Source organism: Streptodolium elevatio (genome assembly GCF_053592165.1).
The window spans coordinates 87865-112860 of sequence record NZ_JBSFVE010000004.1 but is presented as its reverse complement, the minus strand read 5'-3'; the positions used below and the strand labels follow the sequence as shown (position 1 = coordinate 112860).

General features: G+C 72.2%; 21 protein-coding genes. 10 read left to right on the top strand and 11 right to left on the bottom strand.

Annotation, left to right across the window (positions count from 1 at the left end; translation table 11 throughout):
• Positions 1 to 142 precede the first annotated feature (142 nt).
• The 3 genes from ACWD12_RS10205 to ACWD12_RS10195 all read left to right on the top strand — a co-directional run bounded on the left by ACWD12_RS10205 (position 143) and on the right by ACWD12_RS10195 (position 3093).
• On the top strand, positions 143 to 1213 hold the full coding sequence (locus ACWD12_RS10205; RefSeq protein ID WP_450099143.1) for a hypothetical protein: 1071 nt from the start codon (positions 143 to 145) through the stop codon (positions 1211 to 1213).
• Between the two features lie 597 nt (positions 1214 to 1810).
• Positions 1811 to 2347 (top strand): ATP-binding protein, encoded by a 537-nt coding sequence (locus tag ACWD12_RS10200; RefSeq protein WP_358355052.1) that lies wholly within the window; start codon positions 1811 to 1813, stop codon positions 2345 to 2347.
• A gap of 509 nt (positions 2348 to 2856) precedes the next feature.
• Complete coding sequence (locus ACWD12_RS10195) at positions 2857 to 3093, top strand: DUF397 domain-containing protein (protein WP_235052153.1); 237 nt, start codon at positions 2857 to 2859, stop codon at positions 3091 to 3093.
• A 126-nt stretch (positions 3094 to 3219) separates the two neighbouring features.
• Here ACWD12_RS10195 and ACWD12_RS10190 read toward each other — a convergent pair whose 3' ends face one another.
• A complete protein-coding gene (locus tag ACWD12_RS10190) occupies positions 3220 to 4086 on the bottom strand; it encodes a helix-turn-helix domain-containing protein (protein ID WP_358355054.1) in 867 nt (288 codons plus the stop codon).
• A gap of 305 nt (positions 4087 to 4391) precedes the next feature.
• Here ACWD12_RS10190 and ACWD12_RS10185 point away from each other — a divergent pair, with 305 nt between their 5' ends.
• Both ACWD12_RS10185 and ACWD12_RS10180 read left to right on the top strand, forming a co-directional pair.
• Complete coding sequence (locus tag ACWD12_RS10185; RefSeq protein WP_450099142.1) at positions 4392 to 5861, top strand: SWIM zinc finger family protein; 1470 nt, start codon at positions 4392 to 4394, stop codon at positions 5859 to 5861.
• Complete coding sequence (locus ACWD12_RS10180; RefSeq protein ID WP_450099141.1) at positions 5858 to 8584, top strand: hypothetical protein; 2727 nt, start codon at positions 5858 to 5860, stop codon at positions 8582 to 8584. The genes ACWD12_RS10185 and ACWD12_RS10180 overlap by 4 nt, the downstream gene beginning before the upstream one ends.
• 80 nt (positions 8585 to 8664) lie before the next feature.
• Here ACWD12_RS10180 and ACWD12_RS10175 read toward each other — a convergent pair whose 3' ends face one another.
• Positions 8665 to 9327 (bottom strand): O-methyltransferase, encoded by a 663-nt coding sequence (locus tag ACWD12_RS10175; RefSeq protein ID WP_450099140.1) that lies wholly within the window; start codon positions 9325 to 9327, stop codon positions 8665 to 8667.
• A 154-nt stretch (positions 9328 to 9481) separates the two neighbouring features.
• Here ACWD12_RS10175 and ACWD12_RS10170 point away from each other — a divergent pair, with 154 nt between their 5' ends.
• Both ACWD12_RS10170 and ACWD12_RS10165 read left to right on the top strand, forming a co-directional pair.
• Complete coding sequence (locus ACWD12_RS10170) at positions 9482 to 9847, top strand: ankyrin repeat domain-containing protein (protein ID WP_358355090.1); 366 nt, start codon at positions 9482 to 9484, stop codon at positions 9845 to 9847.
• Between the two features lie 33 nt (positions 9848 to 9880).
• Entirely contained in the window at positions 9881 to 10630 is a 750-nt protein-coding gene (locus ACWD12_RS10165) for a hypothetical protein (RefSeq protein WP_450099139.1), read from the top strand.
• Positions 10631 to 10669: 39 nt separating this feature from the next.
• On the opposite strand, the gene ACWD12_RS10160 is transcribed toward ACWD12_RS10165, so the two are convergent.
• From ACWD12_RS10160 to ACWD12_RS10145, 4 genes are all read right to left on the bottom strand, one after another.
• Positions 10670 to 12079 (bottom strand): M16 family metallopeptidase, encoded by a 1410-nt coding sequence (locus ACWD12_RS10160; RefSeq protein ID WP_450099138.1) that lies wholly within the window; start codon positions 12077 to 12079, stop codon positions 10670 to 10672.
• The gene (locus ACWD12_RS10155; RefSeq protein ID WP_450099137.1) at positions 12076 to 13515 is read right to left on the bottom strand and encodes a M16 family metallopeptidase; all 1440 of its coding nucleotides are present in this window, start codon (positions 13513 to 13515) and stop codon (positions 12076 to 12078) included. Before ACWD12_RS10155 ends, ACWD12_RS10160 begins: the two co-directional genes overlap by 4 nt.
• Positions 13516 to 13667: 152 nt before the next feature.
• Positions 13668 to 14096, bottom strand: coding sequence for a type II toxin-antitoxin system Rv0910 family toxin (locus ACWD12_RS10150; protein ID WP_358355065.1), 429 nt, complete (start codon positions 14094 to 14096; stop codon positions 13668 to 13670).
• Between the two features lie 244 nt (positions 14097 to 14340).
• Positions 14341 to 14844, bottom strand: a complete 504-nt coding sequence (locus ACWD12_RS10145) for a winged helix-turn-helix transcriptional regulator (protein WP_450099136.1) — start codon at positions 14842 to 14844, stop codon at positions 14341 to 14343.
• Between the two features lie 214 nt (positions 14845 to 15058).
• Here ACWD12_RS10145 and ACWD12_RS10140 point away from each other — a divergent pair, with 214 nt between their 5' ends.
• From ACWD12_RS10140 to recD2, 3 genes are all read left to right on the top strand, one after another.
• Positions 15059 to 16525 carry a DHA2 family efflux MFS transporter permease subunit gene (locus tag ACWD12_RS10140; protein ID WP_450099135.1) on the top strand — a complete coding sequence of 489 codons (1467 nt, stop codon included), beginning with the start codon at positions 15059 to 15061 and terminating at the stop codon, positions 16523 to 16525.
• Positions 16526 to 16644: 119 nt separating this feature from the next.
• Positions 16645 to 17538, top strand: a complete 894-nt coding sequence (locus tag ACWD12_RS10135) for an SCO6745 family protein (protein WP_450099134.1) — start codon at positions 16645 to 16647, stop codon at positions 17536 to 17538.
• A gap of 99 nt (positions 17539 to 17637) precedes the next feature.
• Positions 17638 to 19953 (top strand): SF1B family DNA helicase RecD2, encoded by a 2316-nt coding sequence (gene recD2, locus ACWD12_RS10130; RefSeq protein ID WP_450099133.1) that lies wholly within the window; start codon positions 17638 to 17640, stop codon positions 19951 to 19953.
• 16 nt (positions 19954 to 19969) lie between these two features.
• Here recD2 and ACWD12_RS10125 read toward each other — a convergent pair whose 3' ends face one another.
• From ACWD12_RS10125 to ACWD12_RS10105, 5 genes are all read right to left on the bottom strand, one after another.
• Positions 19970 to 20860: an aminoglycoside phosphotransferase family protein gene (locus ACWD12_RS10125; RefSeq protein WP_450099132.1), complete on the bottom strand. Its 891-nt coding sequence runs from the start codon at positions 20858 to 20860 to the stop codon at positions 19970 to 19972.
• A gap of 174 nt (positions 20861 to 21034) precedes the next feature.
• Positions 21035 to 21841 (bottom strand): ABC transporter permease, encoded by an 807-nt coding sequence (locus ACWD12_RS10120; RefSeq protein WP_450099131.1) that lies wholly within the window; start codon positions 21839 to 21841, stop codon positions 21035 to 21037.
• Positions 21838 to 22743, bottom strand: a complete 906-nt coding sequence (locus tag ACWD12_RS10115) for an ABC transporter ATP-binding protein (RefSeq protein WP_450099130.1) — start codon at positions 22741 to 22743, stop codon at positions 21838 to 21840. The genes ACWD12_RS10120 and ACWD12_RS10115 overlap by 4 nt, the downstream gene beginning before the upstream one ends.
• 69 nt (positions 22744 to 22812) lie before the next feature.
• Complete coding sequence (locus ACWD12_RS10110) at positions 22813 to 23568, bottom strand: response regulator transcription factor (RefSeq protein WP_450099129.1); 756 nt, start codon at positions 23566 to 23568, stop codon at positions 22813 to 22815.
• On the bottom strand, positions 23565 to 24869 hold the full coding sequence (locus ACWD12_RS10105; protein WP_450099128.1) for a sensor histidine kinase: 1305 nt from the start codon (positions 24867 to 24869) through the stop codon (positions 23565 to 23567). Before ACWD12_RS10105 ends, ACWD12_RS10110 begins: the two co-directional genes overlap by 4 nt.
• Positions 24870 to 24996: the final 127 nt, after the last annotated feature.

The window sequence follows — 24996 nt, the reverse complement described above, 5'->3', positions numbered from 1 at the left end:
CTGCGGCTGACAAGATCGACGGCGCGAGTGACAATCCGGAGAAACAGCACTCATGCGGAGGCCGGATCCGGTCGGAGACCCCGACCCGGTCCGCTCGGCCCCGGTGGGTGAAGGGAGATCGGCTGTGCGTACGTTCCGCCGCGTGGCGTTGGCACTGGTGCTTCTGCTGGGGATCGGTTTGATCGTCTTCCCCTTGGCGGACGGCCTGCCCAAGAAGACCCAGGGCGTCGACAACGTCCAGGACACCTTCCGCGACGCGATGTCCAAGGAAGGGCTCAAGACCAGTCGTGAGGACCTGGTCACGATGCAGCTCATGCTGGCGCAGTTGCAGGGCGAGACCCTGCCCGCGCTCGGCGCGCGCATCGGCATGAACCCCCAGCAGACCCAGCAATTCCTCGGCGCGCGCTTCGACAAGGTCGGGGCGGGCCTGGGACAGGTCGACGAGATCATGCCCCGCTTCGACCACCTTGTTCTGGTGATGGAGCAGCAGGGGCAGAACTTCCGGGAAGCCGACGAGATTCCCACGTCGCACCTGCCGAACACGGCGGTGACCTACCTGTTCCTCATCCCCGGCATCATCCTCACGGTGGTCGGTGCCGCGGGCCTCTTCTTCTCGTTCCGCCGCCCCGGCCGCTCGGTGGTCCCGACGATCGCGCTCGGCGTGGCCGTCGCCATGGGCGCGGTCATCGTGGTGGGCACGCTGGTCACCGACCAGATCGGGAAGACGCAGTCCGCCGAGAAGATGTTCGACGCGTTCCGCCCGACCTTCACGGACGAGGGCTACAACCGGGCGCGCACCGACCTGGACGTGCTCGAGGGCATGGCCACGCAGATGCAGACCGAGGTCATCCCCTTCCTGGCCACGACCGCCGGGCAGACCCCCGAGCAGTACACCGCGGGCCTCGCGTCGCAGTACCAGGACCTGGGCAAGGGCCTCGCGCAGCTGCCGCGCATCCTGGGGCGCTTCGACGGCATGGTCGAGGACATCGGCCGCAACATCGAGAGCTTCAAGGACGCCGACAGCATCCCGACCGAGGACACGCCGGTCAGCCAGGTGCCGTGGTACCTCATGATCCCGGGCATCGGCCTCATCGTCGTCGCGGGTGCGGCACTGCTGCCGATCGGGCGCCGGGACGGCGGCACGCCGTCGGCCCCGCCGTCGTCGGGGACCCCCGCCGGCGCCTCGCCCGTCGGCTCGGCGCCGCGCGCCTGACGGAACCGTCGTACGCGGCCTTCCGCGGGCCCGTACAGCCCCTCGCACCACCGCTCCGACACCGGGCGGCCCCGCGCAACTCGCGGGGCCGCCCGGCTGCGTTTTGCGGGTTCCGCCGGACGCCCCCGAAACCGCCGGGCGCTCCCGCGGCGGCGCCTGCGCCGATCCAGGGCCGGCTTCCGCGGCGACTACGTCCGGTAGGCGCGGAGCGTTGGCCGGTCCTCGCCGGATGGACATCGCCCGGGAGGGGCCCCGGTGGCTGGTGTGACGCAGGACACGATCAACAAAACGGAAATGTCGCTCGAAATCATGCCGCTTTGCCGCGTGCACCCTTACGATGCACGTGCATCCGAGTCATGCAGCTGCATAAATCGAGACTGCACGTGCATCTGGTCTTGCACACGCCGTGAGCATCGCCATAATGAACAGGGTGCACGCGCGATCGGTAAGCGCGCGGATACGCGTCGGCGGGCCGGTTCGATTCGCGGGAGGCAAGACGGTGGTCGCAACGCCCCACCGCTGCATCGGAGCGGGCCCGGTGCGCTTACGAGAGGCGCGGGGGTCGCGCCTGGGTCGGCTGCCCGCCCGGAGGTGCGCATGACCGCCGTCAGCGCCGCGGGATTCTCCGTGGCCACCCTTTTCCGCATGGACATGCCGGGTGGGGACTCCCCGGCGTCCGAGGGCGGAGCCGTCACCGACATCGCCGTGCGGGCCCTGGGCCCGCGCCGTGATTCGGTCAAGGCGGCGCGAGATTTCGCCGCGGACACGCTGGCACGCTGGGGAGCCGCCCAGTTGTCCGACGATCTCTCGCTCGTGGTGTCCGAACTGGTCACCAACGCCTTGTGCCACGGTGTCGCAGGCGGGCCCGGCGGCGGGGACGACCCCGGCGCCGGCACCGTCGGGCACCCCGTGCAACTGGCTTTGCTGCGCAAGGGGATGCGTGTGATGTGCGCGGTCCAGGACCCCGGGGAGGGCCTTCCGGCCCCGCGGGATCCGGGCGACGGCGCCGAGACCGGGCGCGGTCTGCATATCGTCGAATGCTTCAGCAGTTCGTGGGGCTGGTTTCCGTTGACCGGTGTCGCCGGACGGACCGGGAAAGTGGTCTGGGCGATGTTCCGGATACCCGGGCAATAGCCGGGGAAATTTGACGCGAGTTAGGGAAGTACGGCAACCCGCCGTGCTTCCTGTGCGTATACGGGTGATCGCGAACGGCGTTCACTGTGCTATTTGTCATTCTTCCCTCCGGAAACTCGGCGAGTGCCTTCCGGCAATGCGCTCCGGAATGTCCGGAATTTTCCGCCCGGCTTGGGCGATTTGCTGTCCCATGATCGTTGTGAACGATTTCCGCCGCATCGTGCGCCCATTTCTTAAGCCATTCTTAGGCGCGCTCTGTAATGCTTCTTATAGGGCGTCCGGAGCTTGTGTGGCGATGTGTGGGCGTGCGCTATCATCACTTCCGTACGCTGCATTTGCATGGTCAGATGCACGTGCAGATACAAGTGGCAGGGACACGGCGAACGGTGTCGGGAACGGCGGGAGCCTCCCGTACGGTCGGCTCCGGGCGCGACGAACGGCACAGGTCGTACCACCGGGGGTGGGCAATCGTCGCCGGTTCGCCCGGCAAGAGGTCCAGGAGACATGTCATGCACGGAACGCACAACGGGATGCCGGCCGGGTCTCTGCACGGGGTTACGTGGCAGAAGAGCCGGCGCAGCAACTCGCAGGGCAACTGCGTCGAGATGGCCGCGTTGCCTGACGGGGACATAGCCGTGCGCAACTCGCGGTTCCCGGAAGGGCCCGCCCTGATCTACACCCGCGCCGAGATCGTGGCCCTCATCCTGGGCGCGAAGGACGGCGACTTCGACAACCTCATCGCCTGACCGCGCCCGACCCACCGCGTGGGCACGTGCCTGTCCGGCACGGGACCCGCGGGTCGTGGCCCCGCGCGACGGGGTGAGGGGACAACGCAGACGGGCCGCACCGGGTGACCGGCGCGGCCCGTACTGTCAGGTCTCCTTGAGGATCCTGGCGAGCAGGTCCACACTTCGGTCCGGCGGCAGGCCGTCGACGCTGAGCCGCTCCATCACCTCGGTGTACTGGTCGACGTCGTCGCGCTTGTCGAGGTACAGCGCACTCGTCAACTGCTCGAGGTAGACGACGTCCGGCAGGTCCGGCTCGGGGAAGCGCAGCAGCGTGAAGGGCCCGCCCTCCGCCGCGTGCGCGCCGAACCGGAACGGCATCACCTGAATCGTCACGTGTGGATGCGCGGCCGCGTCGATCAAATGCTGGATCTGACCGCGCATCACGTCGCGACCGCCTATCGGGCGGCGCAGCGCGGCCTCGTCGAGCACCGCCCACAGTCGGGGCGGCCGATCGCGCTCGAGGATCAGCTGACGCTGCGTACGCAGGCCCACGCGGCGCTCGATCTCGGGCGCCGCGGCGTTCGGCTGGCCGGCGACAATCACCGCTCGCGCATAGTCCGCCGTCTGCAACAGGCCCGGGACGAATTGCACTTCGTAGGTGCGGATCACCGACGCCGCTTCTTCCAGGCCGACGTACACCTGGAACCAGCTCGGCAGGATGTCGCCGTAACTGTGCCACCAGCCCGTGGCGTTCGCCTCCCGGGTAAGGTTCAGCAGAGCCTCACGCTCCGTCTCGTCCGTCACGCCGTACATCGTCAGCAGGTCCGCGACGTCGCGGTCTTTGAAGCTGACACGGCCCAGCTCCATTCGACTGATCTTCGATTCGGAGGCCCGGATCTCGTACCCCGCGTCCTCCCGCGAAATGCCTTGGGCCTCGCGGAGACGACGAAGTTGGGAGCCGAGGAGAATACGGCGAACCGTCGAGCCGCTCCCCGGCTGCGCTGTGGGCATACGTCCTACCTCCGGCAGAATGGACCAGCGCATAGTATGACAGCGCCATCTCGCGTGTCCCCGAAACGCGGGATCAACGGTTGCTTCACGCCATCTTGCTACGTACCACGATCACCGTGAAGGATCATCGACCTGACGGTGTGTCGGACCCTGGACACACGGTGTCGGATAGTGAGACCCGCGAAGGCGCCCGAAGGTTGTGCCGCATACGGCAACAGCCCCGCCAAGCCACCCCACCGCCTCACCACGATCCCCCAACCCGGGCCCGTGTACGGCGTGTCGGACCTTCGCCGTACGTTGCGGGCATGTCGTCCAGCGTTCATTCTTTCACGTATCTGCGCTCGTCCGCACTTCTGGCCGATGACGGCGCACCGCGGCTCTCTCTCGAGACCTGCGGGGGCCTGACTTCGCACGGACTCTCGCCGTTTCCGCGGTTCTTCGCCGGATTTCTCACCGCGCCCGAAGCCGCGGCCGGCGGCCTTCTCGCGGTCGCCGACGTCGCCGCGACACGCTACTACCAACCGCAGAACCGGGCTTGGCTGGATCCGGTCGTCACCGGCAACGGAGACCGGCTGCGCTTCGAGTCGTTCAGCGGCTGCGGCGGCGTGTACGCGCGCCTCGACGTCCTGCCCGACGGCATCGACGGGGAGATGCTCGGCACCGGCACGACGAACGTCGACGTGAACGCGCCGCTGCGCGAGGCACTTGCGATGGTCGGCGGCTCCGATCCGCTGCACATGGCCGTCGGTCCGGACGACGTCACCGTCACCACGTTCGACGGACCCATCGTGGAGAAGAAGGTCCCGCTGCCCGACCGCTGGCTGCGCGGCTTCGCCGAAGTACAGGTGCTGGCCTCGCGCTTCGACCTGCGCGCCGAGCTCGGCGCCGTCGAGGCGGTGCGCTTCCTGCGCTCGCTGCCCAAGAACAACCGCCAAGTGCTGTGGGTGAGGCCGACGGGCCGCACGCTGCGCGCGGCACCCGGCCCGGCCGTCGGCGCCGTGTGCCTGGCCGGCCCCGACCGGCTGCGCGCCCTCGCCCGAATCCTCAGGCACGCCAAGGCACTGCGCGTGTACGGGCCCGCCGTCGCACCGGGCAACCCTGCCGTCGCCTCCGCCTGGGAGGTCGAACTCCCGGGCATGCGGCTGACCCTGACCGTCTCGCCGGACGCCGCGCGCGGCTTCTCCGGCGAGGGCGCGGTACTTGACGCGCTGGCCACCGACCAGGCGGCCGAGGACGCCGACCTCGTGTCGGCGCTGCTCGCCTGGGAGCCGCGCGTCGAGGTCGGCGACCTGGCGCGCGACGCGGGCATCGACGCCGACCGGGTGCGGGCCGCCCTCGTACGCCTGGGGACTTCGGGGCGGATCGGCTACGACGTCGCGGAGGCGGCATACTTCCATCGCGAACTCCCCTATGACACGGGCCGTGCCGAGCGGATGAACCCGCGGCTGCGCGACGCGCACGCGCTCGTCGACGGCGGGGCCGTGGCCGTCGACGGCGAGAAGGCACAGGTGCGCAGCCGGGAGACGACGTACCAGGTGCGGATGGCGGGCGACGGCACGTGTACGTGCGAGTGGTGGGCCAAGCACCGTGGAGGGCGCGGTCCCTGCAAGCACGTGCTGGCGACGCAGATCGTCGCCCGGCGGGCCGCATCGGGCGCGGACGGCTCGGGGACAACCGCCGGCACGGCCGCCACGGCGAACGCGGCGGTGAACACGGCGCAGAGCACGGCGGCGAACACGGGGGCCACGACGACGGGAACGGAGACAAGCCGGTGACGGTGCCTACCTGGCCGTACATATTGCTCACCGCCAGGCGCAAGGGCGGACGCCAGGAACTCCCGGCGCTCTTCGCGGGACTGACCGAGGCCGAGCGGCGCGGCGTGGTCCCGGAACTGAAGGACGCCCTCAAGACCCGGGGCGGGAGGTGGGGCGACGAATCGGTCGTCGCACCGCTGCGGATCGCCGGTGCCGCGTGCATCGGCGGAGCGGCCTCGGTCAGCCAGTGGCTGGCGAGGCGCGACCTTCAAGGGGACTGGAAGGCCTCGGCGAACGAGCAGGTCGTCGCCGTCCTGATGGAGCGTCAGCCGGGCTGGATCCCGGACATCGCCGAGCGCCTGGCCGCGCGACTCGGGGACGACTTGTGGGTGAGCGACTGGGACCTGGTCGACCGGCTCGTGCGGGCCTGCGGTGCCGAGCCGCCGACCGCGGAGCGGTACACGACCGGCTGGTTCGCCGACCACACCCGGCAGCCGCACCGCCGTCAACAGCCCCTGCCGGAGTCGTTGCGCGCCGATCCGCTGGCTCCCGTCATGCTGCTGCGGCTGTTCGACGTCGAGCAGATCGGTCGCCGCATGGAGGGCGAGGACCGCTGGCGGGACCAGGAACCCGCGCGGACCTGGACACACGCCTTCCGGGCGCTGACCGACTCGGGCTTCGTCGACCGCGACGCCGTCCTCGACGCCTGCCTGTCCCGCTTCCTGCGCGGCGTCCAGCCGCCGGACGCCCGGGGCTTCGCCCTCCTCTACGAAGCGCTGGAGCCCACCGAGGACGAGAAGGCCGCGCGCGTCACCACCTATCTGCGGCTCCTGCCCGACGGACCGCCGGCTGCCGCCGCGATCGCCCAGGCCGCGCTGCGCGCCCTCGACGAGGCCGGGCGTCTCACCGGCGACCAGGTGGTCGAAGCCACCCGTGCGGTGATGTTCCGGCCCGAGAAGAAGTTCGTGCGGGCCCAGTTCACCTGGGTCGACAAGGCCGTACGCCGGCACCCCGACCACGCCGGCGACCTCCTGACCGCCGCGGCGACCGTCTTCACCCAGGACGCCTCCGACCTCCACGACCGCGCGCTCAAGTCCGTCGCCAAGTTCCTGCCGAAGCTGACCGAGCAGCAGGCCCTCGCGGTACGCGCCGAACTGCGGGCGTCCCTCGACTTCCTCGTCGAGCCGAGCCTCGGCGCGGCCGCCGCGCTGCTGGGCGAAGAGGCCGCACCCACGGCACCCGCCCCCGAGATGCCGCCGTTCACACCGCGCGAACTCCCGCCGCCGATCGGCTCCGTCGACGAACTCGCGGAAGAGCTCAACGCCTACCTCGCCACCACCCGCAACATGTGGTCGAGCAGGGCCGAGGCCACCGACCCGATCGCCGTCGAGCGCCTCGTCGAAGCCCTGCTCCGCGAATCGGCGCGCGACCGGCAGGCGCTGGCCGACGGCCTGCGCCCGATGGTGGAACGGGCCTTGGACGCCGGGCGGATGACGTGGTTCGGCACCGACGTGACCAACGCGTACACCGCCGTCGCCGCCATGGCCACCGCGACCATTGGAAAGTCCGGGCAACAGGGCTGGTTCCGCAGCCTGTTCGGCAAGGGCGAGGGCGTCGGCGCCAAGCGCGGCGCGGGGGTTCCGGGGCCGCAGCACGTGTTGGTGACCCGCCTGCACGAGGTCGCGCAGCGCCTTCGCGTCCCGGTTGCCGGGCCATACCTCGCCAAGCCGGTGACGGCGTCGGGCTACGTCGACCCGGCGGAATTCGTGCGCGGCCTGGAGGAGTGGGAGGCCGCCGGACGTACGCCGTGGGCCTGCGACCTCGAACAGGCCCTGCTGCGCCTGCCGCGCGAGATCGACGCCGACACCGTGGCGCGGGCCGGGAAACTGGCCTCACCCGCAGGCGAGTGGGCCGCCCAGGTGATGGCCGCCGGCGGCATGCCGGCACCTGCGGTGACGCAGTGGGAGGGGACCCGCAAGCAGGACACGCACTGGTGGCAGACGCGGGATGGCGCCGAGATCGTCCACCATCACCTCTTGGCCGCCGTCGGACCCACGCCCGGGGCCTTTGCCGACGGCAACCTCGCGCCGCACCTGTGCGACGTGCCCGAGGGAGACGGCCGGTGGAAGGACGTCAACGGCTACGAGAGCCACCTCGACATGCCGTGCTGGGCCCTTGTCGCCCCCGCCCACCGCGACCTGATCGCCGCGCACGCCGCGGTCCCGCTCATCGTCACCGCCGACGACCACCGCGGCCACACCGAGATCCTGCCCCTGCTCGCCGAGGCAGACGGAACTCCTGGGCCGGGTATGGCACTTGCCGTGGCCTATGGGCTGGGCGCCCGGCATCCGGAGGACCGCACCCGGGCGGCGGACGCGTACCTCACCCTCGCCGCCCGCCCCGATGCGCCGTGGGACGCTTCGGCAACGGGCGGCGTACTCGCGCGACTTGTCGCGATGGACCGGGTCAAGACGACCCGCGTTGTCGACTCGCTCAAGCAGGTCGCGAGCGCCGGTGCGTACGCCGCCACCTGGGACCTCATGACCGGCTTCCTGCCGCCGCTGCTCGCCGCCGAACGCCGTCCGGCGGGCCTCGGCGAGATCCTCGCGATCGCCGCCGAGTCCGCGGCGCGCAGCGGTGCCCGCGGCCTCCTGCCGGGCCTGGAGCCCTTCGTCACCGCGAAGGGCACCTCGCGGATCACGGTCGAGGGGAGGCGCCTGCACACCGTCCTGAGCACCGCGTAACGACCGCTTGAGGACTGTGTGAGCAGGTGTGAGCGTCTGTACGAGGGCTGTACGGCGGCTGGGCGGCGCCCGGTCGCCGCTCAGCCCAGGACGCGGGCGAAGGTCAGGCCGTCGGCGACCGGCAGGATGACGGCCTCGACGCGCGGGTCGGCGCGTACGTGCTCGTTGAACCGGTGCACGGCCTCGGCGGCTCCGCCGGGGGCGGGGCTGACGACGTCGCCGCTGTAGAGCACGTTGTCGGCGAGGACGAGGGCTCCCGGGGTCATGCGGGGGATGAGCGCCTCCCAGTACTCGACGTACCCGTCCTTGTTGGCGTCGACGAAGGCCATGTCGATGTGCGGGGACGTCGGAAGCGAGTTCAGGGTGTCGAGCGCCGGGGCGATGCGCAGTTCCACGCGGTCGGTGACCCCCGCCTTGAGCCACGCCTCGCGCGCGACCGCGGTCCACTCCTCCGACACGTCGCAGCACAGCAGCCGCCCGCCCTCGGGGAGGCCGCGCGCGATGGCGAGCGCGGAGTAGCCGGTGAACGTGCCGACCTCGACCGCGAAGCGCGGGGCCACCAGCTTCGTCAGGAGCGTCAGGAAGGTCCCCTGCTCGGGCGGGATCTGCATACCCGCCCGGTTGCCGAGCGACGTCCGGGTGCGCTCGATCAGCTCCTCCTGGACCGCGTCCGGAGGAGTCGAGTGGTCGAGGATGTACGTGTACAGCGCCTCGGTGATCTGGACGTTCTTCGAGAGCGACATAGTCTTCCTTCCGGGACGCCGGGTCCGGCCGACCTGATGATCGATCCTGTCAGAATCGGCGGGCCCGGGAGACGAGAGAAGGGTGCGACGCGTGACCGAAGCGAACGAGCCGTGGCGGCAGCGGCCGGAGGAGCCGGACACCGACGAGGCCGCCATGCAGGAGCTGGCGACCCGCGTGTTCGCCGCCGCACGGGGCGGGGACGCCGAGATGCTGGCGAGCTACGTCGACGCCGGGCTGCCGGTCGACCTGGCCAACGACGCAGGCGACACGCTGCTCATGCTGTCCGCGTACCACGGGCATCTTGCCGCCGTTCAGGTGCTGCTCAAGCGGGGCGCGGACGCCAACCGGGCGAACGACCGGGGCCAGACGCCGCTGGCGGGCGCGGTGTTCAAGAACGAGCCGGAGATCGCCGGGGCGCTCCTGGCGTCGGGCGCCGACCCGAACGCGGGCACGCCGTCGGCCGCCGACACGGCCCGGATGTTCGGCAAAGAGGACATGCTTTTCCCTCCCGCCGGGTAGTAACGCTGACGCCGAGGAGGCGGAGGCGGTGCGATGGGCGGCGGGGAGTCGGGCACATGGGACGCCCTCGCGCGCTTCGAGTTCGGGGCCGGCCTCCTCCACGTACGGTCCGATCTCCCCAGCGCCACGGACGGTTCGTTCACTCCGTGGAGTGACCGCTACCACGGTCTGGTGCTGCGGGTCCCGGGTGTGCGGCGGGTACGCCGGTTCGAGCTCGTCGGTGCGTTCGCATCCGGCGAGCCCGGTGTCTCCGGCGCGTCGGGCGCGTCCCGCGCGTCCGCCTTGTCGGACGTACCGACGGCCGACGACGACGCTGCGGATCTGCCCGAGCCGGCCCGGTTCCTGACGCTGTACGACCTCAAGCACCCCGACGTCTTGGACACCCCGGAGTTCCAGGGCCTGACCGCGATAGGCAGCACCGCGCCCCTGGAACTGACGGCCGAACTCGACGGGATCCGGCTGGTGTGCCGCGAACGCCGCCGCTGGCCGGCGGTGTCCGTCGCCCGCTTGTTCCCGGCGGGGGAGAAGCTGCTGCACCTGGCGGTGCGGGGCGACGACCGGGCGGTGGCGCGGTGGCTGGACTCCGATGCGGTGCCCGCGCTGCTGCCCTCGGTCGGCGCGGTCGGGGTGCGGTGGTTCGACGCCGGTGCCGGGCGCCACGTGGTCCTGTGCGAACTCCAGGGCCCCATCTGGCCGTTGCCCCCGACGGTCACGCACGACCTCGGCCCGGCGGTGTGGAGTGCCTACCGCCAGGACTACGTGCGCGACGCGCCGGGGGAGTGACGGCCGGGCGCGGTCTCGCGGGCCCGGCGTACAGCTGCGTCAGTCGGCCACCCGCGTCACGTCGAACCCGGCCGCCTCCAGGCCCGGGAGCACCTTGGCCGCGTCGCCCTCGACCACGACCGTGAGTGCGTCCGGGCGCAGGTACGTCGCCGCGGCACGGGTCGCCTCCGCGGGCTCGGCCGCCACGATCTCGGCGTACTGCCGCGTGACATGGTCGTCCGGGAGCCCGTGCACGACCGCTTCGCGCACCCGGCCTCCGATGCCGCGCGGCGTCTGGAGGCGGATCGGCACGCTCCCCAGTACGTGGGTCTTGGTGGTGCCGAACTCCTCCTCGGTCACCCCGTGTTCGTGCATGCGCCGGACCTCGGTGAGCGCGTCGGCGACGGCGTCCGCGGTGACCTCGGTGTGCACCGAGGCGGCCACCGTGAAGGTGCCCACCCGGCGGCCGTGCGCGAAGGATGCGCCGGCGCCGTACGTGTAGCCCTTGACCTCGCGCAGCTGGTGGTTGAGCCGCGACGTGAACGAGCCGCCCAGCACCTCCGCGAACAGGTCGATGGCGACGAGGTCGGGGGTGGACCGGGGCGGTGCCGTGTGGCCCATGCGCAGCACGGACTGCACCGCGCCGGGGCGGTCCACGAGCAGCACCCGTACGCCCGCCGGGTCTTGCGGGCCGGGCGAGTCGTCCGCCCGGCCGTCGGGCCCGGAGGCGCCGTCGAACACCGCGCGGCCGAGCCCCGCCAGGTCCACCGCGTCGAGGTCGGCGGCCACCACGAGGGTCCCGGCGGAGGTCATGCGCCGGGCGTGGAAGTCGCGGATGTGCTCCGCCGTCACCCCCGCGTTGCTGGTCGGCGTGCCGTCGAGCAGGCTGCCGTAGCGGCTGTCCGGACCGAACAGCGCCCGCCGGTACGTCTCCAGCGCCCGCGTTCCGGGCTGCGCCCACTGGTGCTTGAGGGAGCTTGCGATGTCGGCGAGGAACCGCTCGACGTCCTGGTCGGTGAACGCGGGGCGGCGTACGGCCTCGGCGAGCAGGTCGACGCCGTCCGCGAGCCGGGCGACCGGGACGTCGACGCCGATGCTCTGCGTCTCCCACTCGTGACCCCAGGTCCAGCGGGCGCCCATGCCCTCGACGGCGAGGGCGAACTCGTCGGCCGAATAGTTCTCGGTGCCTTCGTCGAGCAGGCCGCCGGTCGCCCGGGAGAGCCCTTCCAGGCCCGGAGGTTCGTGCAGCGCGCCGGCCTCCAGGACGAGGCCCGCCCATGCCATCGCACGGCCGGGCAGGTGCGCGGCGACGATCTCGCCGCCCGCCACGCGCACGCGCCGCACCTCGGGAAAGGTGTACGGGCGCGGCCCGGCGCCGAACGGGCGCTCGGCGACCAGCAGCTCGGCGGACGAAGTCCCGTCCGCAGCGGCGTCGGTGGCCCGGTCGCCCGCGGGGGTGGTGGTGCTCACGCTGCGTCCTCCTCGTCGGCGGCCGAGGTGCCGCGCGCGGTGTCGCCGGTCCCGTCGACGGCGTCGTCGGCACCCGTGTCGGCATCGGCATCGGTATCGGCGTCGGTGGCCTCGGGTTCGCCCGCGGTCTTCGCCTGCGGCAGGTAGCTGAGCACGATGCGGTTGTCGGGGCGGAAGGTGTCGGCGGCGACGCGCAGCACGTCCTCGGCGGTCACCGCGTCGAGCAGGGCGACGCGGTCCCGGATGCTCGCGGCGTCGCCGAAGCGCGTCGCGTACTGTCCCAGCGCGTCGGCGCGGCCGTTGACGGTGGCGAGTTCGCGCAGCCAGTCGCCGGTGAGCATGGCGCGGGCGCGCTCCAGTTCGGCCGCCGTGACGCCGCCGCGCGCGGCTTCGTCGCAGATCTCCGCGTACGCCGCGACGACCGCCTCCGGCTCGATCCCCTCGCGCGGCGCGCACGCGCCCATGATCATGGAGGCGTGGTGCATGAGCCCCCAGGAGGCCATGAACCCGCTTTCCGACTGGGCGAGTCGACGGTCCGTCACGAGCCCGCGGTACAGCCGCGACCCGCGTCCCCGGCCGAGCACGGTGGCCAGGATCTCGGCCGCGGCGGAGTCCGGCGAGCCCCAGGCGGGGCCGCGGTGGCACAGGAACACCCGGGGCAGCGGCACGTCTTCGACGAGCGTCACCGCGCGGCCCGCCCCGAACCGACGCGGCAGCTCGGCGGCTTCGGGGGCCGGGAAGGTCCCGCGCGGCCGCAGGCGTCCGAAGTAGCGCTCCGCGAGGGCGACCACGTTGTCGGGGTCGACGTCGCCCACCACGGTGAGCACGGCGTTGTCCGGCGCGTAGTAGGTGGCGTGGAACTCGGTGAAGTCGGCGAGGGTCGCGCTGTCCAGCTCGGCCATCGAGCCGATCGTCGAGTGCGCGTACGGATGGCCCTCGGGGTAGGCGAGTTCGACCATCACCTCGCTCCACCGGCCGTACGGCACGTTGTCGTAGCGCTGGCGCCGCTCGTTCTTGACCACGTCGCGCTGGTTGTCCAGCGTCTCCTGGGTGAGCGCGAGCGAGCCCATGCGGTCCGCCTCGAGCCACAGCGCGAGTTCGAGCTGCCCGGAGGGCACGGTCTGGTAGTAGTTCGTGCGGTCGGGGCTGGTGGACGCGTTGATCGCGTCGCCGCCGCAGGACTGCACGAACGCGAAGTGCTCGCCCTTCGCGACATGGGCGGAGCCCTCGAACATCAGGTGCTCGAAGAGGTGCGCGAAGCCGTGCCTGCCGGGTGGTTCATGGCGTGCGCCGACGTCGTACCAGAGGTTGACGGCGGCCAGTGGGACGGACGGGTCCGGGCTGACCACCACACGCAGGCCGTTACCGAGCGTGGTCTGGTGGATCGGCCACGGGAACGGGTTCCCCGGGGATGTCGCGGGGGGATTCGCGGGCAAGACACGTCCCTTCCGGGACGCCCGGGGAACGCGCAACGCGCCCCGTACCGGCGACCCACCTTGAGTCCAGTGAGACATGACGAATGGTCAAGTATCACAGGTCAGGCGGGCGTCCGGTGCGGGGCGCGTGGATGCTCACGCCAGGCGAAGGCTCAGGCGAAGAGCGCCTTGAACTTGCCGAGGGACTCGACCAGGGCCTCCTGGGTGGCCTTGGTGACCTTGCCGGCCATCATCGAGACCGCGCCGCCCTTGACCTCGGAGTCGATCTTGAAGAGCGTGCCGTCGCCGGCGGCCTCGACGATGAACGACTCGACCATGCTGACGCCCATCGGGCCCTTGCCGTCGAGGTCGATGCGGACGCCCGGCTCGACGTTCTTGATCGTCCACTTGATGTCCGCCGGGAAGCCCATGAGCTTCATCTTCTCGTCGTACTCGACGCCGGCCTCGAGCTTCTCCGGGCCTCCGCCGGGGAACTCGACGTGGGGGACCATCCACTGGGGGAAGTTGCCGAAGTTGGCGAGCTTCTCCCAGACCGCCTCGGGCGCGGCGGCGATCTCGATCTGCTCGTTGATGACAGGCATGCGCATGGTCCTTCTGCTCGGCACGGGGGCGGGCGGACCGCCACGTGCGGTTATCGCAGTTCGCGGGTGAAGCTGGGAGCCTGGCCGCGTTGTGTGCGTGTACCAGCGCGCACGATTGCCGCCGCAGGTTCCGGGTGCCGTGAAGCTATCGCCGATATTTGGCACAGTCAATGGTGTCTGCGTCCACCACCCAACGGAACGTGACGGCGTCGTCGGGGGTTCCCGCGGCCGGTCGCGCAGGGTGTCACTCCGCCGGCGTGCGGTCCTTGCGGTGCAGGTGGGGCGGCAGAACGGACCCCTCCGGATCGCCGGGTCCCGACGACACCCTGACCTGCCCGGGGCCCACGCGCTCACCGCAGTCCTCGCACACCATCACGGCGGTCATGGTGTGCCCGCAGGACTTGTGCACGAGGGCCAGCGGGGGCCCGTCGGGAGCGGCCCACTCGTCGCCCCACTGTCGCATCGCGGTCAGCACCGGCCACAGGGCGCGGCCCTTGTCGGTGAGGCGGTAGTCGTACCGCACCGGATTGTCCTGGTACGCCTGGCGCGCCAACACCCCGTGTCCGACGAGGTGTTCGAGGCGCTGTGCGAGCACATTGCGCGAGATGCCCAGGCGCGCGTGGAAGTCGTCGAAGCGCGTGACGCCGAGGAAGGCATCGCGCACCACGAGCATGCTCCACCACTCCCCGGCCACCTCCAAGAACTGGGCGACCGAGCACGGCATGTCTTCGAAGCTCTTGCGGCGCATGGACCCAGCGTAGTGGGTTGCGTGAAAGGACTCACTGTCTCTACGGTGAGTTGCGTCATGGAACTCACCGGGCGGTACGCACCGGCGGCACGAAGCGCCGGGCGCCGGGCGGCAGGCAGGCAAGCAAGAGCCGGCACGCAGCACGCAGCACGCAGCACGCGCCACTCGGCAAGCGGCAGGCGCGTGACCGGCAAGTAGCAGGCAAGGGGAGCCGATGTCCGAATCCGTGCCCCGCGACCCCTCCCGGGGCCGCGGGCTGGTCGCCGCCGTGGTCTGTGCCGGTGTCGTCCTGGTCAACGTCGACCTGTTCATCGTCAACGTGGCCGTCCCGTCGATCGCCGAGACCTGGCCGGGTGCCGACCTCGCCGACCTCTCGTGGGTGCTCAACGGCTACGCGGTCGTGTTCGCGGCGTTGCTCGTGCCCGCGGGCCGCCTCGCCGACCGCAGCGGACACCGCACCGTTTTCCTGCGCGGCACCGCGGTCTTCACCCTCGCGTCGGTGCTCTGCGCCGCCGCTCCCGGTGTCGGGTGGCTCGTCGGCGCCCGGCTGCTGCAGGCCGCCGGCGCCGCGCTGCTCATGCCGTCCTCGCTCGGTCTGCTGCTCACCTCGTACCCGCCCGAGCGGCGTGCCGCGGTGGTGCGCGTGTGGACCGCGGTCGGCGGAGTCGCGGCCGCCGTCGGCCCGGTGCTCGGCGGCCTGCTCGCCGAGCCCGGGTGGCGCTGGGTGTTCCTGGTCAACGTGCCCATCGGCATCGCCGCGGTCGTCGTCGGGGCGCGCGTCCTGCCCGCTGGGCCGCCGGTCGGCGAGCGGGGCCCGCTGCCCGACCTGCTCGGCTCGGCCCTGGTGACGGTCGGCATCGGGGCGCTGGCCCTGGGGCTGGTGAAGGCCGACGAGTGGGGTTGGGCGTCACCGCGGGCGCTCGCGGCGTGGGCCGTTTTCGCGGTGCTGGCAGCGTGGTTCGTGGTGCGCACGGCCCGGCACCCCCGCCCGGTCGTGGAACCCGCACTGGTGCGCGTACGGGCGTTCGGCGTCGCGGGCGTCGCGTCGGTGCTGTTCGGCCTGGCGTTCGCGGGCATGCTGCTCGGCATCACCCTGTGGGCGCAAGGCGTTTGGGGGTGGTCGGCGCTGCGCACCGGGCTTGCGATCACGCCCGGACCGCTGCTCGTGCCGCCGACCGCGATCCTGGCCGGCAAGTGGGCGGCCCGCACCGGACCGGGACTGCTCGCCTCGGTCGGCGGCGCGCTCTTCGCGGGCGGAACGCTGTGGTGGGCGGCAACCCTGGAGGCGGACAGCGCGTACGCGGCCTCGATGCTGCCCGGCATGATGCTCACCGGCCTCGGCGTCGGCCTCATGCTGCCCACGCTCGTCGCGGCGGCGGTCACCGCGCTGCCCCAGGAGCACGCGGCGACCGGCTCGGGTGTGGTGACGATGCTGCGCCAACTCGGTTCGGTGCTCGGGGTGTCGCTCGCGGTGGTGGTGCTCGGCAGCCCGATGGCCGGGGACGGGGCGGCGGACGATTTCGACCGGCTCTGGTATCTGCTGGCGGGCGCGTCGCTGGGCGCCTCCGCCGTGTCGGTTCTGCTCGCCGGGCGGCGGAGGGGCGCGGCACCGGGCGGTCCGGCGGCGTACCGTGCCGGTGAGACGACGACGGCGGTCGCGGAGACAGCCGATCGGGCGTGAGGCCGGCCGGTGTGCGCGACCGACGGGGCATGAGAAGCCGGGCGCGAGAAGCTGAGCGCGAGAAGCTGGGCGCGAGAAGCCGGGCGCGCGGTGCTGGGCGTCGAGACAGGAAGGGCGACATGACACGCGACACGACAGCCGGAGCGGACGGCGGGTCCTACGAGAACCACCCGGCGCGACGCCTGTGGGCGGGCATCGAACCCATCCACGCACTGGTCTACTTCGCGCCCGAGGTGGGCGACGCGGCCACGAAGGCGGGCCTCAAGGGCTGGTTCATGGGCTACTTCGCGGGCCGTGCGGCCCCGTTGGGCGCCATCGGCCCCGAGGCGGTCGGTGCGATGTTCTTCGGCTTCGCCCCGGACAAGGTGGCCCGCGCGCTGCCCGACGCGTGGTCCTTCGCCTCGCCGCGCGAGGTCCTGGACTCCCGCCTCGACGCCGTCGACCGCGCGCTGGCCCGCGCCCTGCCGGCCGACGCGGACCTGACCCGCCTCGCGACGCTGCTCGAACACGCCGCGGGATCCTGCGACTTCGGGGCGCGGCCGCTGGCGGCGGCGTGGTCGGGCGTACGCCTGCCCGAGGACGCCCACCCTCGCCTGCGCGTCTGGCTCGCCGCCACCGTGCTGCGCGAACACCGGGGCGACGGCCATGTGTTCACGGCCGTCGACCACGGATTGGACGGCCTCCAGGCGTCCGTCACCCACGCCGCCGCCGGACTGGCGCCGGGGGAGCGGCTGCTGGTGTCCCGGGGCTGGACCGAGAAGCAGTGGGAGCGGGCACTCGTCGAGCTCATCGGGCGCGGCGTTCTGGACACCGAGGGCAACCTCACGGAAGCAGGGGTGGCGCTGCGCGCCTCGGTCGAGCAGTCCACGAACCGCCTCGCCTCGGCGCCGATCCGGGCGCTCGGCGAGTACGCCGCCGAGGAGGCGATCGCGCTGGCCACGCCACTGGCCCGGCATCTGATCGACACCGAGGCGGTGCCGGTGCCCAATCCGATCGGCGTGACGCGTCCCTGAGCGGCGCGTCCGCCGCCGGGGCGGGCGGCCGTCCCCAGCCCGGAAGGCCTGTGGACAACCCGCCGTGCGTGTCCGGGTGACGGACTAGCCTCAAGCGTCATGACAGCAGGTACGCAGGCCGCCTCGCCCGGCGTGCCGGGCGGCCCCCGAGCGGGGGCCACGCCCGGGGGCGGCGCGCCCGGGGGCCCCGGGCAGGGGTCGCCCGCGCGCCTGGAAGCGGTGCTCGAGCGCATCACCTACCAGAACGACGAGAACGGCTGGACGGTCGGGCGCGTAGACACCGGGCGCGGCGCCGGCGTCGGCGAACTGCTCACCGTCGTCGGCCCGCTGCTGGGCGCGCAGCCCGGCGAGTCGCTGCGCATGTGGGGGCGATGGGGGAGCCACCCGCAGTACGGCAAGCAGTTCCTCGTGGACGCGTACGAGACCGTGCTTCCCGCGACCGTCCAGGGCATTCGCCGCTATCTCGGCTCCGGGCTCATCAAGGGCATCGGCCCGAAGATGGCCGACCGCATCGTCGAGCACTTCGGCGTGGACGCGCTCGACGTCATCGAGGAGGACGTCCAGCGCCTCATCGAGGTGCCCGGCCTCGGCCCCAAGCGCCGCGACCTCATCGCCGCCGCATGGGTCGAGCAGAAGGCCATCAAGGAGGTCATGGTCTTCCTGCAGGGCATCGGCATCTCGACGTCGCCCGCGGTGCGCATCTGGAAGGAGTACGCCGAGCGGTCGATCGAGATAGTCCGCACCGAGCCCTACCGCCTCGCGTCCGACGTGTGGGGGATCGGCTTCAAGACCGCAGACGCCATCGCCCGGGCCGTCGGCATACCGCACGACTCACCGCAACGCGTGAAGGCCGGACTGCAGTTCACGCTCTCGGAAGGGGCCGACAACGGCCACTGCTACCTCCCGCAGGACGAACTGGTCGACGACGCCGTCAAGATCCTCGACGTCGCGGCCGACCTCGTACGCGGCTGCCTCGACGAACTCGTGGCCGAGGAGGGCGTCGTGCGCGAGGAGATGCCGGGGCCGGTCACGCCGTCCGGATCCCAGGGCGACCCGGTCGAGGCCGTCTACCTCGTGCCGTTCCACCGCGCGGAGCTCTCGCTCGCATCGCGTCTGCGCGGTCTCCTCGGCGCCCGCGACGACCGGCTCGCGGCGTTCGCCACCGTCGACTGGGACAAGGCGCTGGCCTGGCTGCGCGGCCTGACCGGCACCGAACTGGCCCCCGAGCAGGAAGCCGCGGTACGCCTCGCGCTGACCGAGAAGGTCGCCGTGCTCACCGGCGGGCCCGGCTGCGGCAAGAGCTTCACCGTGCGTTCCGTCGTCGAACTGGCCCGCGCCCGCAAGGCCAAGGTCGTGCTCGCCGCCCCGACCGGGCGCGCCGCCAAGCGGCTGGCGGAGCTGACGGGGTGTGAGGCGGCCACCGTGCACCGGCTGTTGGAGCTGCGGCCGGGGGGAGACGCGGCGTACGACCAGGACCGCCCGCTGGACGCGGATCTCGTCGTCGTCGACGAGGCGTCGATGCTCGACCTCCTTCTCGCGAACCGCCTGGTCAAGGCCGTGCCGCCGGGCGCACACCTGCTGTTCGTCGGCGACGTCGACCAGCTCCCGAGCGTCGGCGCCGGCGAGGTGCTGCGCGACATGCTGGCCGCCGCGCCGCTGCCGCGCGTACGCCTGACCCGGATCTTCCGGCAGGCGCAGCAGTCCGGCGTGGTGACCAACGCCCACCGCATCAACGCCGGACGCCCGCCGGTCACCGACGGCCTCGCCGACTTCTTCCTGTTCCCGGTGGAGGAGGCCGAGGAAGCCGCGACGCTGACCGTCGACGTCGTCGCACGTCGCATCCCGGGGAAGTTCGGCCTCGATCCGCGCCGCGACGTCCAGGTGCTCGCCCCGATGCACCGCGGCCCGGCGGGAGCGGGCGCGCTGAACCTGCTCCTGCAGGAGGCCCTGACACCGTCGCGTCCCGGCCTCCTCGAAAAGCGCTTCGGCGGACGCACCTTCCGCGTCGGTGACAAGGTCACCCAGATCCGCAACAACTACGAGAAGGGCGAGTCCGGCGTCTTCAACGGCACCGGCGGAGTCGTCACCGGCATCAACCCGGACGACCAGAAGCTGACGGTGCGCACCGAGGAGGACGAGGAAGTCCCCTACGACTTCGCCGAACTCGACGAACTGGCGCACGCGTACGCGGTGACCATCCACCGCTCCCAGGGCAGCGAGTACCCGGCCGTCGTGATCCCGGTGACCACCAGCGCCTGGATGATGCTGCAGCGCAACCTGCTCTACACCGCGGTCACCCGCGCCAAGAAACTGGTGGTCCTGGTGGGTTCACGCCGAGCCCTGGGCCAAGCCGTCCGCACGGTCTCCGCCGGCAAACGCTGGACCGGCCTCGACCACCGCCTGGGTGGTGTGTGATGCGTGGGGCGGTCGGCTAGAACGCTTTTGCCAGGTCGTCGGCCAGGGTGTGCAGGTGGTCGAGGGTCGCGGCGAGCCGGTGGGGCTGGTGCCGGGCTTTGAAGGGGGCGATGAAGAAGGCCGCCGGGGCGGCGCACCAGGCCAGGACGGCGGGGCCGGCGACGCGTACGGCGGCTGCGCGGATGCGCGCGGCGACGTCGGGGTGGTAGCCCTCGACGTACGCCTCCCGCAGCAGCGCCGCGTAGTCGAGGACTCTCGTGCCGCTGCCGAGTTCGTCGATGTCGATCACCGCGGACACGGTGCCGTCGGCGCGCAGGAGGATGTTGACGCTGTTGAAGTCCCCGTGCACGAGGTCTCCGCCGGGCAGCGGCGTGGGCCCGGCCGCGGCGAGGAGCCGGTCGTAGCGGTCGAGCAGGGCGGTGCCCGGTTCCCCGAGCGCCGCCACGGCACGCCGGAGGCTGCCGGGCCCCTCGCCCGTCGACGATGCCGATGCCTCGGCGGACCTGTCGCGGGAGGGGAGCGGGTCGAGCCCGGCGTGCAGTTCCAGTGTGTCCAGGAGCGGGCGGATCGTGTCCGGTGTCAACGGGGTCGAGGCGTTGCCGTACGCGAACTCCTGCACGTGGTAGGTGAGCCCGCCGCCCGGATCGCCGGTGGCGAGCCACCGCGGCGTGGGATAGCCGGCGCCGCGCACGCGTTCGACGGCCCGCGCGACGTCGCCGATCGGCATGCGGGGGTCGGCGCGGCGCAGCTTCAGGACGGCGCGTCGCCCGCCGGGTTCGGCGAGGTTCCACGCGCCGCCCTGGAGCCCGTCCGCGAACCGTTCGCCGAGCCCGAACCGCAGCCCCCACACGCGGTTCGCGTCGCTGACGGCGTGCGCGGCGGCTTGCGGGTCCTTGATGTCGTACACAGTCCTCCTCGTTCGCGATCACGCGTCCGACCGGCGGGTATTGCGCGGAATGGGATTCACGGCCGGGCCCGGGCGGCCACGCCGCCGGAACGGCGTCCGCGCCCGGCGGCCGAGGCGTTCGGAGCGGCGGAGGCGTGCGAGGCGCCGGTCATCGGCGCCGGTGGCCCTCGCCGGTCAGGTTACTTCGCGGCGGGACGTGCGGTAGAGGCCCGCGACGAAGAGGGCCACGCCGAACACGGCGGTGTTGCACAGTACCCGCGCCCACTCCGTACCCGAGATGCCGCCGCGTTCGCTGAGCGGTGACATCGCCTGGCCGGGGTTGACCCACTCCATCGTGTCCGCCGTCGCGGCGACCGTGCCGCCGAGGATGCCCAGGACGAGCGGCAACCCGTAGAACGTCAGCACCGACAGCATGGGGCTCGACAGCAGCATGCCGAAGGCGATGCCCGACGCGACCGCGATGACGCAGTCCAGCAGGCGGGTCGCGACGAGATCCGCGGGGATGCCCCACCCGCCCTCGGCGTTGTCGGTGGCGATGGCCAGCGCCTGTCCGCCGTACGTCACGACCGCGCTCAGCGCGATGCCCGCGACCGAAATGATCACGCCGGCCGCGAACTTGGCGAACACGACGCGATGCCGCTTCGGGACGAGCGCGAACGTCGACAGGCCGCTGCGTTGCGACCACTCGGCGGTCACCGACAGGATGCCGATCACCGGCAGCAGCACCGACAGGCCCAGCTGCGAGGCGAGGAACAGCTCCGGCACCTCGCGGTCGCCGTCCGCGCCCGCGAAGACGATGAGGCACACCATCGCGATCATCGCGAGGACGATCACCGCCAGCACCCAGCGTCCGGACCGGGTGTCCGTCATCTTGCGCAACTCGACCTTGGTCAACATCCACTGCGTGGGCGCGGCCGGGGCCGTCTCCGGCACGAAGACCGTCTCCACGGGATCCCGCCTGGTCGTGGTGTGCAGGCTCATCGCGCCTTCGCCTCCTCGGCGGTCTGCGAGCCGGTGAGGCTCAGGAACAGCTCCTCCAGGCCCAGGTCCTCCGCGCCGCGCAGCTCGACGAGTGCGACGCCGTGCCGGGCCGCCGCGAGGCCGACCTGCTCGGGGTCCGCCCCGACGACGATCGAGCCGTCGGCGTGCGTGTCGCGCACTTCGAGGCCCGTGCGGTCCAGCGCCTCGCGGAGCGCGGCCGGGTCGCCGGCCCGTACGACCGCGCCGGAACGCCCGCGCAGCAGCTCGTCCTTGGGGCCCTGCGCGACGATCCGGCCGCCCGCGATCATGACGTAGCGGTCGGCGATCGCCTCGACCTCGAAGAGCAGGTGCGACGACAGCAGCACCGTGCCGCCGCGGCGTGCGAAGTCGCGGAGCAGGACGCGCATCTGGTGGATGCCCTCGGGATCGAGCCCGCTCGACGGTTCGTCGAGGATCAGCACGCCCGCATCGCCCAGCACCGCCTGCGCGATGCCGAGCCGCTGGCGCATGCCGAACGAGTAGCCGCCCACGCGGCGGCGGGCGGCCGCCGCCAGGCCCACTTCCTCCAGGACCTGGTCCACGCGCGTACGCGGAACGCCGAGCAGCATCGCGGCCAGCGTCAGCGTCTCGCGCCCGGTACGCCCGGGGTGCCGGGCCGACGCGTCGAGCAGCACGCCGACGTGGCGCCCGGGGTTGGGGATGGTCCCGTACGGCACCCCCAGCACGCTGGAGGTCCCGGCGCTGGGCTGGGTGAGGCCGCAGATCATCCGCATGGTCGTCGACTTGCCGGCTCCGTTGGGGCCCAGGAAGCCGGTCACCGTGCCGGGTTCGCACGTGAACGAGACGTCGTCGACGGCACGGTGGTCGCCGTACCGCTTGCTGAGGTGTTCGACTCGGATCATGCCTTCGAGCCTGCCGACGCCACCCGGCGCGCGGCATCGGCCGTACGTCGACTGCCGCGCGACCAAAGGCTACGCGCGCGGTCCGTCCGTCACGGTGCCCGGGTCGCCGCCGTCCTGGCGTTCGTCGGCGTCGTGCACCAGGAGGGCGATCTGCACGCGGTTGTTGAGGTCGAGCTTGGTGAGCAGCCGGGAGACGTACGCCTTGACGGTGGCCACGCTCAGCGAGAGCTCGCGGCCGATCTCGGCGTTCGTCGCTCCGCGTCCGACCAGTAGGGCGACCTCGCGTTCGCCGGGGCTCAGCCGGGCGAGCAGGTCGCGGGCGCGGTCGCGCCGCGGGTTGCCGCCCGAGTCGGCGACGTAGCGCATCATGCGGCGCAGCACGGACGGCGACACCATCGGCTCGCCGGACGCCACCAGGCGGATCGCGCGGGCGATCTCGGCGGGCGGGGTGTGCTTGAGCAGGAATCCGCCCGCCCCGGCGCGCAGCGCCCGCAGCACGTGGTCGTCGGTGTCGAACGTGGTCATGACGATGACCTGCGGCGAATCCGGTCGCCCGCGCAGCCGTGCGGTGGCGGCGAGGCCGTCCATGGTCGGCATGCGGATGTCCATGAGCACGACGTGCGGCCGGTGTTCGCGCACCGCGGCATCGACCTCGCTGCCGTCGGCGGCCTCGCCGACCACGAGGATGTCCTCGGGCCCGGAGAGCATCATCGACAGCCCCGCGCGCACGAGTGCGTCGTCGTCGACCAGGAGGACGCGGACCGGTGCCGGGTCCTGCGGTACGGGGTCCTGCGTGGCCGGGGGATCCTGCTCGTGTGGGGTCACGGGGTCCACGGTAGCCAGGCGCGCAGTCGGAATTCTCCGCCGCCGGGTCCGTGTTCGAGGCGTCCTCCGGCCAGCGTCACGCGCTCGGCCAGACCGATCAGGCCGGCGCCCGCCCCCGGTATCGGACCGCCGGGTGCGGGCAGGGTCGGCAGCGGGTTGACGACCTCGACGCGCAGGCCGGACGTGCCCGTGGTGTCGACGCGTACCCGAACCGGCTCGCCGGGGGCGTGCTTGCGCGCGTTGGTCAGGCCCTCCTGGACGATGCGGTACGCGTGCCGCCCCAAACTCGCCGGAACCGCGGACGGATCCACGCCGACGGCGACACCACTGCCGCCGCCGGCTCCGTCGGCCGTCGCGTAGGTCGTCCCGTTGGCCGTCGCATTTGCCGTGGCCTCGTCGGGGGGCACGGCGTCGGGTGCCCGGCCCACGGCGGCGAACGCGAACTCGACGGCCGCGCCTGCCCGCCGCGACTGCTCGACCAGCGAGGGCAGGTCCGCGAGCGTCGGCTGCGGACGGTCCGCTTCACCGGCGTCGTCGGCCTCGGCCGCGCCTTCGTCGGTCCGCAGCATGCGGATCACGTCGCGCAGGTCCTCCAGCGCGTCGTGCGCGCACTGGCGGATCACGCCTGCCGCGCGCGCCTCCTCCGGCGACGCGCCCGCGCGGAACTCGAGCGCGCCGGCGTGCACCGCGAGCAGCGAGATGCGGTGCGCGAGCACGTCGTGCATCTCGCGGGCGATGCGCTCGCGTTCCAGATGGCGTGCCTCGTCGACGCGCAGGCGCTGCTCGTTCTCGGCCTGCCGGGCGCGCAGACCCAGCGAGCGGACCAGCATGCCGCTGGTCAGCGCCACCGCGTCGAGGAACAGGAAGGTGCCGCTGGCCTGCCAGTACTCGCTCCAGGAGATCGTCGCCATCCGGAACAGCACGAGCACCAGCACCACGTGCAGCCCGACGACCAGAACCGCGGTGCGCGCGCGGCGGTACGACGCGACGCTGAAGAACGACGCGATCGCGCTTCCCATGATCGGGACGACGATGAACCCGGCCACCGCGAAGAACACCGCGATGACCGTGGGGTGCCTGCGGCGGAGCAGCGTGACCGCCAGGGCCGCGAGCGTGCCCGCGGTCACCTGGAGCGGCAGGTGGTTCCGGGCCTGCGGGTCGTCGGTGATCGTCGCGAGCAGCAGCAGCACGCCGAGGAGGAAGGCGGCGACGCCGAGCGCGGCGTCGTTGCGCCACTGCCGGCGGGTGCGCCGCAGCCCGTGCGCCCATCGCGCGACGTGTGAACCGGGGGCTCCGGACATCTCCCGAACTCCCTCGTGTCGTGCCTGGTGCGGGGCAGGGCCGATCCTGCCCGTCGAGCCTAGCCACGGGTGCGGGCACCGCGGCAGCGGCGGAAGTCGGGTATCCGATCGACTTTGGTCGGTGGTG